The sequence below is a fragment of the Caulobacter sp. GW821-FHT10C03 genome (genome assembly GCF_059415485.1).
Genome location: NZ_JBWKNI010000011.1, coordinates 102,220 through 119,505 on the forward strand (window position 1 = coordinate 102,220; position 17,286 = coordinate 119,505).

Annotated in this window: 10 protein-coding genes; 4 read left to right on the forward strand and 6 right to left on the reverse strand. The window is 68.2% G+C overall.

Annotation, left to right across the window (positions count from 1 at the left end; all coding sequences use genetic code 11):
* Positions 1–16: 16 nt before the first annotated feature.
* The 4 genes from AC07NG_RS15770 to AC07NG_RS15785 all read left to right on the forward strand — a co-directional run bounded on the left by AC07NG_RS15770 (position 17) and on the right by AC07NG_RS15785 (position 3,370).
* On the forward strand, positions 17–628 hold the full coding sequence (locus AC07NG_RS15770) for a 2-hydroxychromene-2-carboxylate isomerase (protein ID WP_494595021.1): 612 nt from the start codon (positions 17–19) through the stop codon (positions 626–628).
* Between the two features lies 1 nt (position 629).
* Positions 630–1,763, forward strand: a complete 1,134-nt coding sequence (locus tag AC07NG_RS15775) for an acyl-CoA dehydrogenase family protein (RefSeq protein ID WP_494595023.1) — start codon at positions 630–632, stop codon at positions 1,761–1,763.
* An 84-nt stretch (positions 1,764–1,847) separates the two neighbouring features.
* Positions 1,848–2,351, forward strand: coding sequence for a pyridoxamine 5'-phosphate oxidase family protein (locus tag AC07NG_RS15780; RefSeq protein WP_494595024.1), 504 nt, complete (start codon positions 1,848–1,850; stop codon positions 2,349–2,351).
* Between the two features lie 344 nt (positions 2,352–2,695).
* Positions 2,696–3,370 (forward strand): Crp/Fnr family transcriptional regulator, encoded by a 675-nt coding sequence (locus AC07NG_RS15785; RefSeq protein WP_494595026.1) that lies wholly within the window; start codon positions 2,696–2,698, stop codon positions 3,368–3,370.
* A gap of 211 nt (positions 3,371–3,581) precedes the next feature.
* Here AC07NG_RS15785 and pyk read toward each other — a convergent pair whose 3' ends face one another.
* The 6 genes from pyk to AC07NG_RS15815 form a co-directional block, all read right to left on the reverse strand.
* Positions 3,582–5,012, reverse strand: coding sequence for a pyruvate kinase (gene pyk / locus AC07NG_RS15790; protein WP_487290964.1), 1,431 nt, complete (start codon positions 5,010–5,012; stop codon positions 3,582–3,584).
* A 28-nt stretch (positions 5,013–5,040) separates the two neighbouring features.
* Positions 5,041–7,518, reverse strand: coding sequence for a glycoside hydrolase family 3 protein (locus AC07NG_RS15795; protein ID WP_494595028.1), 2,478 nt, complete (start codon positions 7,516–7,518; stop codon positions 5,041–5,043).
* 397 nt (positions 7,519–7,915) lie between these two features.
* The gene (locus AC07NG_RS15800) at positions 7,916–9,424 is read right to left on the reverse strand and encodes a tryptophan halogenase family protein (protein ID WP_494595030.1); all 1,509 of its coding nucleotides are present in this window, start codon (positions 9,422–9,424) and stop codon (positions 7,916–7,918) included.
* An 80-nt stretch (positions 9,425–9,504) separates the two neighbouring features.
* The gene (locus AC07NG_RS15805; protein ID WP_487290961.1) at positions 9,505–12,471 is read right to left on the reverse strand and encodes a TonB-dependent receptor; all 2,967 of its coding nucleotides are present in this window, start codon (positions 12,469–12,471) and stop codon (positions 9,505–9,507) included.
* 360 nt (positions 12,472–12,831) lie between these two features.
* Positions 12,832–15,759, reverse strand: a complete 2,928-nt coding sequence (locus AC07NG_RS15810; RefSeq protein ID WP_494595032.1) for a TonB-dependent receptor plug domain-containing protein — start codon at positions 15,757–15,759, stop codon at positions 12,832–12,834.
* Between the two features lie 348 nt (positions 15,760–16,107).
* Positions 16,108–17,130 (reverse strand): LacI family DNA-binding transcriptional regulator, encoded by a 1,023-nt coding sequence (locus tag AC07NG_RS15815; RefSeq protein WP_492856933.1) that lies wholly within the window; start codon positions 17,128–17,130, stop codon positions 16,108–16,110.
* Positions 17,131–17,286 lie beyond the last annotated feature (156 nt).

Sequence of the window (17,286 nt, forward strand, 5' to 3'; positions counted from 1 at the left end):
TAGCGGGAGACCTCCGATGATCGAGTTCTGGTACGAGTTCGCCTCCACCTACTCCTACCCCGCCGCCATGCGGGTGGAGGCCCTGGCCGAGCAGGCCGGGGTGGCGGTGGCGTGGCGGCCGTTCCTGGTCGGGCCGCTGTTCCACGAGCAGCAGGGCCTGACCGACAGCCCGTTCAACGCCTTCCCGGTCAAGGGCGACTACATGTGGCGCGACCTGGCGCGGGTCTGCGACCGCGAGGGCCTGCCGCTGCATCATCCCAGCCAGTTCCCGCGCAACGGGCTCCTGGCGGCTCGCGTAGCGATCTGCGGGCTGGAGGATGGCTGGACGCCGGCCTTCAGCCGCGCCGTCTACCAGGCCAACTTCGTCGACGACCTCGATATTTCCAATCCAGAGGTGCTGGCGCCGCTGATCGCCAGTGTCGGGGCCGGACCCGAGCACGTCCTGGCCGCCGCCGGCTCGGTGCCGGTCAAGGACCGGCTGAAAGACCACGTCCGTCAGGCCCGCGAGCGCGGCCTGTTCGGCGCCCCTTCCTTCGTCACCGCCGACGGCGAGCTCTTCTGGGGCAACGACCGTCTCGAACAGGCCCTGGAATGGGCCGTCCGTCATCAAGACCCGGAGCAAGCCTGACATGGCCGTCCTGACCGAAGAACAGACGATGCTGCGCGACGCGGCCCGCAGCTGGGCCCAGGAGAGCGCCCCGGTCTCGGCTCTGCGCAAGCTGCGCAACGAGGGCTCCAAGGCTAGCTTCGATCCCGCCGCCTGGGGCGAGATGGGCCAGATGGGCTGGACCGGCGTCGTCGTGCCCGAGGCTCATGAGGGCTCGGGCTTCGGCTATCTGGGCCTCGGTTTGATCCTTGAGGAGACCGGCAAGACCCTGGCCGCCTCCCCGCTCCTCTCCACCGCCCTGATCGCCGCCTCCGCCCTCGAACTTGGCGGCACCGACGCCCAGAAGGCCGCCTGGCTGCCGAAGATCGCCACCGGCGAGATCGTCGCGACCCTGGCCGTCGACGAGCACGCCCACCACAATCCGACGCGGATCGACCTGGAGGCCGAGTACAAGGAGTTCGGCGGCTACGCGATCAACGGAACCAAGACCTTCGTCCTCGACGGCGAGGCCGCTGACCTGCTGATCGTCGCCGCCCGCGCGCCCAACACCAGCGGCACGGACGGGATCACCCTGTTCCTCGTGCCTGGCGACGCCAAGGGCGTGACCCGCAGCCACCTGTCGCTGGCCGACAGCCGCGGCGCGGCCAGGATCACCTTCGAGAATGTCGAGGTCGGCGCCGAGGCCGTCCTCGGCCAGGAAAGCCACGGCTGGGCGATCCTCGAACCCGTGCTCGACCGCGCCTATGCGGGCCTGGCCGCCGAGATGCTGGGCACGGCCACGGCCGCCTTCGAGGTCACCCTCGACTACCTGAAGACCCGCACCCAGTTCGGCCAGGTGATCGGCACCTTCCAGGCCCTGCAGCACCGCGCCGCCAAGTGGTTCACCGACCTGGAGACCACCCGCTCCTGCGTCGAGGCCGCCCTGGAGGCCTTCGACGCCGGCGCCGACAGCCGGGCGCTGGCCTCCCTCGCCAAGGCCAAGGCCAGCGAGGTGCTGCACCTGGCCTCCAACGAGATGGTCCAGATGCACGGCGGCATCGGCATGACCGACGAGCACGACGCCGGCCTCTACATGAAGCGCGCCCGCGTCGCCGAGGCCCTGTTCGGCGGCGCGGCGTTCCACCGCGACCGCTACGCCCGGCTGATGGGGTTCTAGAACGAGGCGGGCGGGACCTTCACCCTAGGAACCGCCCTCTCCGCGACCTGTTCTCCTGCCCTACCCACAACGGCAGGAGCCCCCATGAGCACCGACCCCAACGACAAGGCCGCTGTCGAAAAGCGCCTCTGGAAGGAGATCGACGACGCCCGCTTCGGCATGCTGGGCCTCGTCCACAGCCACCAGCACTTCCAGCCGATGACCGCCTTCGCCGAGCCGGAGGACGGCGCGATCTGGTTCTTCACCCGCGACGACACCGACCTGGCGCAGGCCGTCCTGGCCGACGGCGGCGACGCCATGTTCGTGGTCCAGGCCAGGGACGGCGACTTCCAGGCCTGCGTCGGCGGCCGACTGAGCCGCGACCACGACACCGCCCGCATCCAGCGCTGGTGGTCGCCCGTGGTCGCCGCCTGGTATCCCGACGGCAAGGACGACCCGCACCTGACCCTGCTGCGCCTCAACGCCCGCGACGCCGAGCTGTGGATCTCCAAGGGCGGCGCCGTGCGCTTCGCCTGGGAGATCGCCAAGGCCAACCTCACCGACCGCACGCCTGACCTCGGCGATCGGGCCCATATCGGCATCGCCTGACGTCCGACGACGGACGATCCGCGATCACGGGCCGCGCCGGCTTACGGCGCGGCCTTTTCGTTGCGTCACCCTTGGAGCGCCCCTTGATTTCTTTGTAGTTTCAGCCTGGATCAACACACTCCGTCGGGAACCCGACATAGGCCATATAGTCGGAGCTATTGAAGGCCATACGGCCACAATATAGCCCCAACTCGATTTAGTTCCGACAGCGCCTGCATTGCGTCGGCTACCTGACAGCGCCGCACCCCAGTCCTGCCTATAGCTTGCAACCCTTGCCGCAAGCCGGCGTTCGATTCGCCATGACAGGGCCTCTACACCCCTTGAAGAACCGTCTGCTCGCTTCCTTGTCCCCCGAGGACTTCGGCTACATCGCCGCCCAGCTGTCCCATCAGGACCTGGAGAAGGGGAAGCTGCTGTACGATCCCGGCGATCAGATCGACACGGTCTACTTCCCGCACGACTGCGTCATCTCGCTGATGACGCTGATGGAGAATGGCGCGGCCATCGAATCCGCCACGGTCGGCCGCGAGGGCGGCCTCGGGCTGATGGCCGCCATCTCGCCGCGCCAGTCGCTGTCGCGCGCCATCGTCCAGGCGCCAGGCGGGGTCTCGCGCATCAGCGCCGCGGCCCTGCGCGACGGCGTCGAGCGCAGCCCGCTGCTGCGCGACCTGATCGAGCGCCACAACGAGGCGCTGTTCGGCCACGCCATCCAGTCGGTGGCCTGCAACGCCCTGCACGCGGTGGAGGCTCGCTTCTGCCGCTGGCTGCTGGGCTTCCGCGACCGCATAGACGTCGACACCATAAGCCTGACCCAGGAGTTCCTGGCCGACATGCTGGGCGTCCAGCGCACCACGGTCACCGCCGTGGCCGGCGCCCTGCAGGCCAAGGGCCTGATCCGCTACCGCCGCGGCGTCGTCGACATCCTCGACCGCCCGGGCCTCGAGGCTATCGCCTGCGAATGCTACGGCGCGGTGCGGAAGGGCTATGAGCGGCTGCTGCCGGAACCGTTCGGCAGCTAGCCGCAGGCGCGACCATAGAACACCTCTCCCATAGGGAGAGGGAGGGGCCCATGCGCAGCATGGGAGGGTGAGGGGTTACACCGTCGGCGGTCCCATTCCCTAAGATTCCAGTCAAAAGAAAAGGGGCAAGCCGGCCTGCGGCTTACCCCCTCACCCTCCCACGCCTTCGGCGCGGGCCCCTCCCTCTCCCCATGGGAGAGGTTGGAAATTGCTACCGCTTGCGCACCGGGAACGGCGCGTGGGTCAGGCGCAGCAGGTTGGCCGCCCCCGGAGCCCCGAAGGGCGTGCCGGCGACGATCAGGATGCGCTCGCCGGGCTTGGCCAGCTCCAGCTCCAGGGCCCGGGCGGCGGCGTCGGTGGTGACGACCTCCAGGCTGTCGGGCTGGGCGCTGACGCGCGGCTCGACGCCCCAGACCAGGGCCATGCGACGCACGGCCTCGATCTTCGGCGACAGGGCCAGCACCGGCTGCAACGGCCGCTCGCGCGCCAAACGACGGGCCGTCGCGCCCGTGGTGGTGAAGGCCACCAGGCACTTGGTCGAGCCCGACTTGGCCGCGCCGGCGGCGGCGACCACCAGCACGTCGGCGTCCTCGTCGACATGCGGCTGCTCGGCCTGCATCAGCTCGGGCCAGCGCGGGTCGCGTTCGACGCGCTCGATGATGCGGTTCATCATCGCCACCGACTCTTCGGGATAGTCGCCGGCGGCGCTCTCGGCCGACAGCATCACCGCGTCCGCGCCCTCGTAGACGGCGTTGGCCACGTCGGAGGCCTCCGCGCGGGTCGGGGTCGGCGAGCTGGTCATCGACTCCAGCATCTGGGTGGCGACGATCACCGGGATGCCGCGCTCACGCGCCGCCCGCAGGATCTCCTTCTGCGCCACCGGCACCTCTTCCGGCGCCATTTCGACGCCGAGGTCGCCACGGGCCACCATCACGCCGTCGCAGAGGTCGAGGATCGGACCCAGGGTCTGGAGCGCCTGGGGCTTTTCGATCTTGGCCAGCACCGCGGCGCGGCCTTCGACGATGCGGCGCAGCTCGGCCATGTCTTCCGGCGCCTGCACGAACGACAGGGCGATCCAGTCGACGCCGAGGCGCAGAGCGAAGGCCAGGTCCTCGCGGTCCTTCGGCGTCAGGGGCGACATCGGGATGATGACGTCCGGCACCGCCACGCCCTTGCGCTCCGACAGCTTGCCGCCGTTGACGACCGTGGTGTTGGCGTAGCCGGGGCCGGCCTCGTTCACGGTCATCCGCAGCTTGCCGTCGTCGAGCAGCAGGGTCGCGCCCGGCTTCATCGCCGTCAGGATCTCGGGGTGGGGAAGATGAACCCGCGTCTCGTCGCCCGGGGTCGGGTCGGAATCGAACCGGAAGGCCTGGCCGGGCTTCAGCTGAACCGGACCGTCGGCGAACTTGCCGACGCGCAGCTTGGGCCCTTGCAGGTCGGCCAGGATGCCCAGCGGACGACCGACCTCCGCCTCCGCCGCGCGGATGGCGGCGTAGACGGCGGCGTGGGTCTCGTGGGCGCCGTGGCTGAAGTTCAGCCGGAACACGTCGGCGCCGGCCTTGGCCAGCTTGACGATCATTTCCGGTGAGGCCGAGGCCGGACCGATGGTGGCGACGATGCGGGAACGACGCGCGCGGATCATGCGGCCGCTCCTTTGTTATTTTTGGGGGTTATTTGGGACAGAAAGCGTCGCCCTCGTTGGACGCCAACTGGATTTCGGTGAGCGAAATCGTCAGCGGCCCCGAGGTGCTCAGGCCGAACGGAGAGGAAACGTGCGCCATTTGGGCGCCCGCCGCCTGGAAACAGGAAAGTTTGATCTTGGCTGTGCGCCATTCGCTGTTTTTCAAACCTGACAACGTTGACGTTACGTCTAGCCGTCCACCGCAGGATTCGCCACAACCGACAGTCAGATAAACCGGCGCCGTCGGCGCCTTGTCGACCCGCCAGCGCACCATCACCGCCATGTCGCCGGTCGTCTGGCGCGACAGGTCCACGGGCGGCCCCTGCACGGCCAGCAGGCCTTCGCCCTCCCCGGTCCAGGTCGCCTGGCGGCCGTTCTCCTGGGCGTCGGCGTCGATCGTCTTGACCGCCCCCGCGCCCGAGAAGCTCAGCATCCACGGCGCCGGAACACGGCCGGCCACGAAATAGCGGTCGACGCTGGCGGCGGTTCCCAGGTCGCCGGCGCTCTCCGACAGCTCACCCACCTTGGCCGGCTTGGCGTAGCTCAGGCCATAGCCGTAGGCGAACTGCGGGTCGTAGCCGCTCTGGCCGCGGTTCAGCGGACCCTGGTCGGCGCGCTTGGGCCAGCTGAACGACAGCTTGCCGGTGAAGTCGCGCCTGGACTTGCCGCTCTTGCCGGCGACCAGCACGTCGGCGACGCCGCCGCCTTCCGAGCCGGGCAGCCAGGCCGCCACGAAGGCGTCCGAAGCGTTGATCTCCGGGTTGGTCCACAGCGGACGGCCCGACAGGAACACCGCCACCACCGGGATCCCTTGCGCCTTCAGCTTCTTCAGCAGCTCCAGATCGGTCTTGCCGTTGGGCTGATAGGCGAGGTTGGCCACGTCGCCCTGGAACTCGGCATAGGGGTCCTCGCCGAACACCACGATGGCCACGTCGGGCTTCTGGCCCGAGAACTTGCCGTCCTTGGCCAGGGTCGCCTTGCCGCCGGCCGCCTCGACCGCTTCCTTCAGCCCGCCCCAGATCGACTGGCCATGCGGGAAGTCGGCGTTGGTGTTGCCCGTGCCCTGCCAGGTCAGGGTCCAGCCGCCCGAGGCCTTGCCGATGTCGTCGGCCGCGCCGGCCACCAGCACGTTCGCTCCTGATTTGATCGGCAGCACGCCGTCGTTCTTCAGCAGCACCAGCGACTTGGCCACCGCCTCGCGCGCCACGGCGCGGTGATCGGCCGAGCCCAGGCGGTCGAACTTGCCTTGCACCTGCGGCGCGACGCGGTCGAACAGGCCGGCCTTGACCTTCACCCGAAGGATGCGGCGCACGGCGTCGTCCAGCCGCGCCATCGGAATTTCGCCCGACTTCACCTGCTTCAGCGTGTTCTCGTAGAGGCCCTTCCAGCTGTCAGGGGCCATGTACATGTCCAGACCCGCGTTCATCGCCTGCGGGCACGAGACGTTCGAGCAGCCCTGAAGCTGGCCGTGGGCGTTCCAGTCGCTGACCACGAAGCCTTCGAAGCCCAGCCGGCCCTTCAGCACGTCGGTGATCAGGGTCTTGTTGCCGGTGATCTTCTGGCCGTTCCAGCTGGAGAACGAGGCCATCACGGTCAGGATGCCGGCGTCGATGCTGGGCGGATAGCCCTGGGCGTGGACGGCCACCAACTCCTGCTCGGAGATCAGGGCGTCGCCCTGGTCGCGGCCGTCATGGGTGCCGCCGTCGGCCAGGAAGTGCTTGGCGCTGCCGGCGATGCGGCCCGGCGCGATCGGCTTGCCGGCGACGAGCTTGCCTTGCAGGCCAAGCGTCATCGGACCCGAACAGCTGGCGACGATCTCCGGATCCTCGCCATAGCCCTCGTAGCTGCGCCCCCAGCGGTCGTCGCGCGGCACGGCCACGGTCGGGCCGAAGGTCCAGTCGCCGCCGGCCACGGCCACCTCTTCGGCGGTCGCCTGGCCGATGCGCTCGATCAGGGCCGGGTCGCGCATCGCGCCCAGGCCCACATTGTGCGGGAAGATCGTCGCGCCGACGATGTTGTTGTGGCCGTGCACGGCGTCGATGCCGAACAGCAGCGGGATCGGCGTGCGGCCCGGACGCTTGGCCAGGGACTCCTTGCGGTAGGCGTCGATCAGGTCGGTCCAGGCCTTGGGCGCGGCGCGGTCGTTGCCGTCGGGCGCGGAATTGCCGCCGGCCAGGATCGAGCCCAGCGGATAGGTCGCCAGGTCCGCCGGGGTCATCGAGGCGATGTCGCCCTGGATCGTCTGGCCGACCTTCTCCTCGACGCTCATCTTCTTCATCAGGTCGGTGATGAAGGCCTCGGTCTTGGCGTCGGTGATGCTGGCCGGGCTCTTGGCCGTCGGCCAGGCTTCGGGGTGGGCGGTCGTCTGCGGAGTGGTCGCGATCAGGGGCTGGGCCAGCACGGGCAAGGCCAGACCGGCGGCCAGGGCCGGCAGCGAGGCGCGAAGAAGCAGGCGACGAAGGTTCATGGCGGGGCCCCTGGATCGAGAGACTGGAAAGCGGAAAAGAACGGCGCGGCGGATCCGCCGCGCCGCAGTGGGAGCAACCCCTTGCAGGAGGGGTCTCCAGAGGTCCGCCCGACGACCGGGGGGGGGGACCGGCGGCCGTCGGGCGTCATCCCCACCGACGCAGGGCGTCGGCGCTGGAGCGGGATGAAGAAGATGCACTCAAGAGGGCCGGGCGCGGTTTCGCGCCGCACGGCCCCAACGGTTTCCTTCCCTTGTTTCTTTTCGATCCGCCGCGCCGAGGGCCTGTCGAGGCGTTCGGCGATAGCGGTCACATTTGTCAGACACCATGAATTGACAGCGCTGTCCATCCTCTTTTGACATCCGCGAAAACCTCCCCGCCGGATCGCCTTTCCGCGGTTCAAGCCGCCGGCCGGGCCCGCGCGGCGATGGCGTCGAGCACCGCGTCATGGGTCGCCGCCTCGGCCACGCCCTGCGCCACCCTGCCCCGCCAGCCGGCCAGCCCGGCCCGCGTCTCGGCGAGGTTGGAGAAGTTCACCAGCGGGTCATAAGCCGCCGGCCGCACGCCCATCCCCTCCAGCACATAGAACCACGACAGGTCGGTAAAGAGCTCGCCTGGCCGGAACGGAATGCGGCCCGTGCCGCGATAGAGCTCCAGCTGCTCGGCGAGGGTGTCGGGGATCGCCACCGCCCGCTCGCGCCAGAACGGCTCGTCCCGCCGGGTCGGCTGGTAGTGCAGCACGATGAAGTCGCGCGCGGCCTCGTACTCGGCGATCAGCCCATTGTTGTAGGCGGCGATGTTGGCCGGGTCGAAATCCTTGTCGGGGAAGTGGTCGAGCAGCTTCATCAGGCCGCTGGTCACGAAGTGGATGCTGGTCGACTCCAGCGGCTCCAGGAAGCCCGAGGCCAGACCCAGGGCCACGACGTTGCGGCTCCAGAACGCCTTGCGCCGCCCGCCCGTGAACCGCAGGAAGCGCGGCTCCGACAGCAGGGGCCCCGCCTCGCGGGCGAGATCGGCCAGGGCCTCGTCGTCGCCGACATGGGCGCTGGAATAGACATAGCCGTTGCCGGTGCGATGGCGCAGCGGGATCCGCCAGCGCCAGCCGGCCGGCCGCGCCGCGGCCTGGGTGAAGGGCGGCGGGTTCGGGTCCCGCGCCGTCAGGCCGGCCACCGCCCGGTCGCAGGGCAGCCAGCGGCTCCAGTCCTCGTAGCCGGTCTTCAGCGCCTCCTCGATCAGCACGCCGCGAAAGCCGCTGCAATCGATGAAGAGGTCGGCCGCCAGATGGCCGCCGCCCTTCAGGGCCAGGGCCTCGACGAAGCCGTCGTCGCGCAGCACCGCGCCCTCGACCTTGCGCTCCAGCCGCGTGACGCCGCGCCGCTCCGACCATGTGCGCAGGAAGCGCGCCACCAGGCCGGCGTCGAAATGCAGGGCGTGACGCAGGCCGCCGCTTGGCCCCACGCCCCCGGCCCGGGGGTCGGCGAAGGCCATCCTGCCGGCGTCGCCCAGGGCGGCCGACAGGTTGTAGGCCTCGACGCGGGGATCATCGCCCGCCGCCCTCAGCCTGTGCCACATGTTGTGGAAGGGCCGCCGGTCGATCGTGGGCCCGAAGGTCCCGAACGGATGCCAGTAGCGCTCGCCGGGCGTGGTCCAGTCGTCGAAACGGATGCCCAGCTTGAAGGTGCCCTCGGTGGCGACCATGAACTCGGCCTGGTCGATCTCCAGCAGCCGCAGGAAATCAACGATCGGCGGGATGGTGGCTTCGCCCACGCCGACGGTCGGGATGTCGGCGCTCTCGACCAGGGTGATCGAGGTTCCCGTACCGCGCAGCACCTGGGCCAGCACCGCCGCGGCCATCCAGCCCGCCGTGCCGCCGCCCAGAATGGCGATGGAGCCGATCGCGCGATCCATGCCGCCCTCCTCCGCTCTTTTTCAGGAAGACAGAAAAGAACGCCGGCGGCGGCTTGCAGCCCGCCGCCGGCGCAGGGTGGTCAGAGACCCAGCTTGAACCGCGCGCCCAGCACGATCCGGCGGTCGCCGGTGGCGTAGCGGAACGGCAGGTTCTCCCACTGCAGGTAGCGGCCGGTGGGCTCCTCGGTCAGGTTGATGCCCTCCAGCACGATCTTGATCGCCGGGGTCACCGCATAGCCGACCTGGGCGTCGAGCTGGCCATAGGCCCGCTCCCAGGTGCCCAGGCTGTGGCGGTCGGTTCCCGAACCGAACGAGAAGTCGCCCTGGTAGCTCTTGTCGCGCCAGGCGTAGGACACCCGGGCCTCGAAGCCGTGGCCTTCGTAGTAGCCCTGCAGGTTGAAGGCGTGCTTGGCGACGCCCGGGATCGGCAGGTTGCTGTCGTAGTCGTTCGACTTCGAGGTCTCGGAGTCGGAGTAGGTGTAGTTGGCGTTGAAGCCGAACCCGTTGTCGAAGGCGTACTGGGCGGCCAGTTCGACGCCCTTGATGCTGCCGCCGTCCCCGTTCACCGGGGCGGTGTAGACGCCCAGGGTCGCCCCTTCGACCGAACCGTCGGCCACGGTGCGCGGCACGGTGTCGGTCTGGATGAACGAGTCCACGCTCTTGTAGAAGAACGCCCCCGAGATGATGCCGCTGGCGCCGATGTAGCGCTCATAGGCGATGTCGAACTGCGAGGCGCGGTACGGGTCGAGGTCCGGGTTGCCGCCGCTGCCGTTGGTGTAGAGGAAGCGGTTGAGGTTCGGACCCGGGGTCGAGCTGCGGGTGAAGTTGAAGGCCGAGCCCTGGCCCAGCTGGAACAGGTCCTGGCGGGACACGACGCGGGCCGCCGAGACGCGCACCTTGTCGCTGTCGTTGATGTCGAACACCGCGCTCGCGCTGGGCAGGACGTCGGTATATTCGCGCGTCGTCTTGATGGCGTCCGGATTGGCGATGACGCCGTTCCAGCTGTCGGTGCCCCAGTACCAGGGCGAGGTCGGCGTGCCGCTGGAGTCGATGGTCAGCTCGGTGCGGACCACGCGGACGCCGGCGTTGACGTGATAGCTGTCTTCACGTCCGCCCAGGTCGACCATGCCGTAGCCCGTCGTCGTGCGCTCCTTGATCCGGAACGACTGGATCGGGTCGGCGAACTTCTTGAACGGCGTCGAGGGATAGAGGGCCGACAGCCAGGCCGTCGGGTTGCTCATCTGGCTGCGGTTCTGGAACAGCGCGGTGATGCCGCCCACGGTCAGGGTCTCGAACCGGCCAGGCGTGGTGGCCGCGGTCTGGTAGGGCGTGATCAGGGCCGGCGAAGCGCCGAAGCGGCCGTCGTCTGTGGCCGTCTGGCCGCAGTTCGGACGTCCCGCCGTGCCGGCCGGCAGGCCGCACGACTTGAAGCCGATGGCCCCGTCCTGGAAGTAGCCGTACGGCGTCCAGTCACCCAGGCCCAGGGCATGGGCGTTCAGCTCGCCCTTGCCCGAATAGTCGGCCAGCAGCTGCCAGAACTCGGAGTCGATCTTGCGTTCGGCGTAGCGCACGCCGGCGCTCAGCACGAGGCTGCCGGTCTCGCCGAATTCGGGGCGGTACTTCAGGTCGCCGCGGATCGAGGTGTTGTCGATCTGGGTGTCTTCGCCGAACACCCAGTGCGACTTGGCGAACACGCTCGACGGCGTGGTGAACTGCGCCGCATTGGCCGGGGTGAACTTCGGGTTGTCGCCGTTGGCGTAGCTGTAGGTGAAGGTCGCCGGCGCGGTGGCGTTGGGCACCAGGCCCGCCGCCGTGCCGTTGCGCACGGTGTACTGGGTGTAGCGCACGTCGGCGTTGGCGCTGGAGCTCTGGTAGTCGGCGGTCGAATAGGCCCCGCGCACGCTGCCGGTCAGCCGACCGCCGTTGTCCCAGTTCAGGGCGACCTGGAAGTTGTCGGTCTTGGCCTCGGCGTTCTGGAAGTACGAGGTGCCTTCGGCCGAGTTGGCGGTCACCGTGCCCGACTGCAGAACGCCGTTGCCGTCGACGCTGGCGCCGGCCGCATAGGTGGCGTTCTCGTTGGCGAACGGGAACTTGATTGAGGACTCGCTGGTCTTGATCTTCAGGTCCGAGTGGAACCAGTCGCCGGTCAGCTGCAGGGCGTCGGTCACCGCGAAGTCGAGGTTCAGCGAGGCGCCGAGGCGCTTGCGGTCCAGGTCGCGATAGGTGGCGTAGCGGTATTCCGGCGACCACACGTCGAGGGTCGCGCCGCCGGCCACCGGCCGGTCGTTATAGGCCCAGCCGCCGCGGTTCTCGCCGCCCAGCACGTCGGTGTGGGTCTCGGTCTTGTCGTACGAGATCGTGCCCAGCACGGCGAAGCGGTCGCTGAACTTGTAGCCCAGCACCAGCGAGCCGGTCGGGTTCCAGTCGGTCTCGCCGGCCTTGTTGCCGCGCAGGTCGCCGGCGATCGTGATGTCGTCGCGCAGGCTGCGGGCGTTGCGGGTCTTCAGGTTGATGATGCCGCCGAGACCGCCTTCCAGCAGCGAGGCGTCGGGCGACTTGTAGACGTCGACCCCGCCGATCAGCTCGGACGGAATGCCTTCCAGCGAGTTGGTCTGGTTGATCTTGCCTTCACCGAGACGGAACAGCTCCAGGCCCGAGACGAAGATGTCGTTGTTGAGCACCGTGACGTTCTGGTCGAGGCCGCGGATGCGGACCTTGGTGCCCTGGCCGTTCTCGCGGTCGATCTGCACGCCGGGCAGGCGCTGCAGCGACTCGGCGATGTTCTGGTCAGGGAACTTGCCCATGTCCTCGGCGGTGACCGACTCGATGATCAGGGTCGAGTTCTTCTTGGCGGCCAGCGCGCTCTGCAGCGAGGCGCGGAAGCCGGTGACGATCACAGCTTCAACTTCTGATGGTTCTTGCGCCGCGGCCGGAGCCGCCGCATCGGTGGCCGCGGTCTGGGCCAAGGCCTGGCCCGCACTCAGCAGAACGACCGTGGAGGCCGCCGCCATCAGCGCGGCCCTGGTCGCGTAAGTCTTCGAAATCATGAGCATTCCCCTAGATTGCGGCCGCAGAGAGCCGATCTCCGCCGACAGCGTCGACGCAGTGAGTTCGCCAAGTTTTCGGGATGCCTTGCGCATCCTCCCTTGCTTTCCGGCTCTTCTGGGGAGCCGGCGACTGCAACCTATGAGTAATGCGACAGCGCTGTCAATGGACAACGCTGTCAACCGCGTAACAAAATTCGCTTTCCGTAATTGTACGACTTATCCGTTAAACGGCCCAGGCCTTGCACCACAAGGTGGCGCGACGCTCGCCCCGCCCTGAAAAAAGAAACGCCCCGGCGCACGAGGCGCCGGGGCGTCCACCGTCACGGACAAGCAAGCGTCCGCGACGGGCTGGCGACCGGGCTAGAAATCGGCCGACAGGGCGATGAACACGTGGCGACCCAGCGAGTCGTACATGCCCGGATAGGTGTTGGCGTTGCCGTACGGCGCGCTGGAGACGCCGTAGCCGGAGCTGTCGAGGACGGGCGGATCCTTGTCGAACAGGTTGTTGACCCCCACCCGCACGGTGTTGCCCTTCACCTTGAAGCTCGTGGTGAGGTCGAAGTAGTTGTAGGCCTCGATCTTGGCGTCGAGGGCGTCATAGAACCCGTCGCCGCCCGTCAGGAACGGATCCGACGTGTTCATGTCGAGCTTGGAGCCGCCGATGTAACGCCAGGCCAGCGACAGCTCGACGTCCTTCCACGGGGTTTCCCAGGTGGTGCGGAAGTTGTGGCGCCAGGCCGGCTGCGGCAGGCCGCAGGTCGGGCCGTACAGCCCCTTGCAGTCATAGCTGCCCAGACCCGGCAGCGGCTCGGTGCGGTACTTGTCGCGATAACCGCCGGTCAGCTCGAACTTCAGCCCGCCCCACTCGCGGCCGCCCATCGCCGGCAGCTCGACCGAGTAGTTGGCGTTGATGTCGACGCCGCTGGTCCACAGATAGCCGGTGTTGAGGTTGGTGCTGACGATGTAGCCGTCGGTGCCGATCAGCGAGCCGCTGCTGGAGCGGTGGATCAGCTTGCAGAAGTAGTCCGCGCCGGTGGTCAGGCACTGGCTGAGGATCACGGTCGGCGAGATGCCGCCGATCACGTCGGTGACCTTGATGTCGTACCAGTCGAGCGACAGGCTGAAGCGCGGCAGGAAGGCCGGGGTCAGCACCACGCCGATCGACTTGGTGTCGGCCTTCTCGGGCTTCAGCTCCTCGTTGCCGCCATAGAGTTCGTTGCACTGGCTGGACGGGCATTCGCTGATCACGCCGGTGCCGTACTGGGCGGCGGTGACGCCGGTCGCCTGACACTGGGTCAGGGTCGCCGTCGGGCTGGTGCCGGCGCAAGGATCCGAACCGCCGAACAGGCCGATGCCCTGCGGGGTGTAGAGCTCGAGGATGTTCGGCGCGCGGACGGCGCGGTTGTAGCTGGCGCGCACCCGCACCTGGTCGTCGGGGCTCCAGGTCAGACCGAACTTGTAGCTCTGGGTCTCGCCGGCGGTGCTGTAGTTGGACCAGCGGTAGCCGGTCTCGAAGTCCAGCGCCTTGACGAAGGGCTTGTCCGACAGCAGCGGCGCGCGCAGTTCGCCGAACACTTCGCCGACGTTGAAGGCGCCCTTGACCGGCACGGTGCCGGCTTCCTGGGCCACCTCGTCGGCGGTGTAGTTCAGGGTCTGGCGGCGATACTCGGCGCCGAGCGCCACGCCCACGCCCTGGCTCGCCCAGGGGCTCTTCACGCCGTACTCCGTCAGGTCGCCGCTCAGCGAGCCGCTGGCGATCGACTCGGTGGTCGAGCCGCCGGTGGTGCTGACCGCGCCGATATAGGCCAGGGCCGCGTCGCTGACGTTGCCGACCGTGAAGATGTCCAGCGGCACGCACGACGGATCGGTGCCGTCGACGACCGACTTACAGGTCGCCACGCCGTTGACGTTGACCACCTGCAGGGCGTTGTTGATCCGCGCCGTCGAGTATTCGCCGACCGTGCGCTGTGCGAACTCGGCCCGGCTGTACTGGATGTAGTTGTCGTACGACCAGGCGTCGTTGAGATCGCCGCGAACGCCCAGCGTGCCGCGATAGCTGCGGTGCTTCAGGGTGTACTGGCGCGGCCCGCCGGCGGTCAGGCGATAGCCCAGGTCGCTCATGGTGACGCTGTCGGTCGAGGTGGTCGACCCGCAGAGGATGCCCTTCTGCTGGTCCGACATCAGCGGGTTGTCGCAGTTGATCGTGTATTCGGTGCCGCGCCACAGGCCGGCCGGCGCGATCTGGGCGGTCGTCTTGTCCTCGACGAAGGTGGTGTCGAGATAGACGTCGGCCTTGGGATTGACCTCGTAATGCGCGAACTCGCCCAGGGTGTAGCGCTTGTCCGAGCGCTGCAGGTAGTTGTACGGGCCGAAGTTGAAGGCGTCGGCCGAGGTGTAGGCCCGGAACGTGCCGCTGCTGGTGGTCGTGTAGCGCGTGCCGCCGATGTTGAAGAAGCCGGTGGCGGCGTTGGACGAGCCGACGCAGGCCGGGCTCGTGCCGGCGTTCGAGATCGAGCAGGCCGAATAGTCGCGGCTGTCCTGGGTCACCGCCGACGACTGCCGATAGCCGCCGAACACCGTCAGATTGCCCTTGTCGTCGGGCGTGTTGAAGCCGGCGGCGATGTTGTAGTCGTAGACGAAGCCGTCGTTCACCCACTCGTCGGGCTTGGTGTAGCCGCTGGAATCGAGCAGCGCGCGCTCGGCGGAATCGTTGTTGTGGTGGTTGTTGAAGCTGACCGAGGCGTTCAGCTTCACGCCCTCCAGGTCGTGCTTCATGATGAAGTTGACGACCCCGGCCACGGCGTCCGAGCCGTAGACCGCCGAGGCCCCGCCGGTCACCACGTCGACGCGCTCGACCAGCGCCGCGGGAACCGTGTTGAGGTCGGCGACCGGGAAGGTCGGGTCGCCGGGCACCAGGCGCCGGCCGTCCATCAGCACCAGGGTGCGTGCCGCCCCCAGGCCGCGCAGATCGACCGAGGCCGTGCCCGTCGCGCCGTTCGACGTCGCCGAGGTGTAGCCCGAGGTCACCTGCGGCAGGCTGTTGAGCATCGTCTCGACGTTGGTGACGCCCTGCTTGGCGATCTCGTCCTTGCCGATGCTGGTCAGGGGGCTGATCGAGGTCAGGTTCGGCTGGCGGATCCGCGAGCCGGTGACGACGATCTGCTCGACCTCGGCAGGTTCGTCGGGACTGCCTGAGGTGGTGGTTTGGGCGGCGGCCGTCAGCGCTATGGCGCTTGCACTGGCCAGGATTCCGAGGCCCAGAACGCCTCGTCGATAGCGCAGCTTCATTTAGTTCCCCATTGCTGTAACGCCCGCTCCCGGGGCGCCTGGGGAAATGGTGGAACGGCGGAATATCGGATTCAATAAACGGTATACGATGAACATCGATTTCAGCGAACATTGTCCGCGCGGCCACACCTTTGGCGCCCGAAATCTAGTCAGCTAGAGAGATGGAAACGCGTGATCCTGGAAAGATCAGACACGGTAATCGGAAAAGTAGCGCCCCGATATTTTTGCGCAATGTTGCGCTGGCCACCACCATGCTCTCTATTGGTCTTGGAAGGTCGAATCCGACCCAGGCGCGATTCGAGCGCGATACGAGAAATCTCTGTAGAGCGCGCGCCTGGCGGTTGAGCCTCAGCCCGCCGCCGGGCCGGTCGACTCCCGGACCACCAGCTCGAAGTCGAGCAGGCGCGAGGGCGGCGGAGCCCCCTCCTCGCCCTTCAAGTCGCCGCTGAGCAGCAGGTCAGCGGCGGCCGCCGCCATGGCCTGGATCGGCTGGCGCACGGTGGTCAGCTGCGGCCAGACGACCTTGGCGCCGGGCGTGTCGTCGAAGCCGGCCACCGACAGGGTCTCGGGCACGTTCAGGCGCAGGCGGTTGGCCACGGCCATCACCCCCAGGGCCATGTCGTCGTTGGAGGCGAAGATCGCCGTCGGCCGGTCGTCGCCCGCCAGCAGGGTCTCGGCCGCCTCGAAGCCCGAGCGGAACGAGAAGTAGCCCTGGGCCACGCGGTCCTCGCGCACCGTCAGGCCATGGTCGGCCATGGCCTTGGCGTAGCCGTCATAGCGCAGGTGGGCCGCGCCGTGGTCGGGGTGGCCCTTGATGAAGGCGATGTCCTTGTGGCCCAGCTTGATCAAGTGGGCCGTCATGTCATAGGCGGCCGCCACGTCGTCCATGCGCACATAGGCCGAGCGATCGAGATCCTTGTCCGGCGACAGGCGGACATACGGCACGCCCTCGGCGTCCAGAACGGCCAGCACCCGGGCGTTGTCGCAGACCGGCGGCGTCAGGATCACCCCGTCCATGCGCAGGGTGGCCAGCATCGGCTCCACCTGCTCCTCGATGTCGCCCGTGGAATCGAGCGGCTCGACGATCAGGTGATAGCCTTCCGTCCGACACCGTCCGATTGCCCCCAACTGCACGTCGGTGACATAGGCGGGGCTGGGGTTGTCGAAGAACACGCCGATCAGATAGGCCTTGGAGCCCGCCAGGCTCCGGGCCGAGATGTTGGGCCGATAGTTCAGCGAGGCCACGGCCTCCTGCACCCGATCACGGGTGTCGGCCTTGACGTTGGGCTCACGGTTGAGCACCCGCGACACGGTCTTGATCGATACGCCCGACAGGCGGGCGACGTCGTGGATCGTAACCTTGGCGTTCAAGTAAGAGCCTCGCGCGGCGTGATTCAGCCTTCAAGCGAGACAACAGGCCATGACAACCTTGTCAAGGCGACCCCTTTTTGGACGGGGCTGCTGAAAACGGCGGTTCGGGGACCGCCTCCCGTGGTGGAAACCTCGTCCTTCGACAGGCTCAGGATG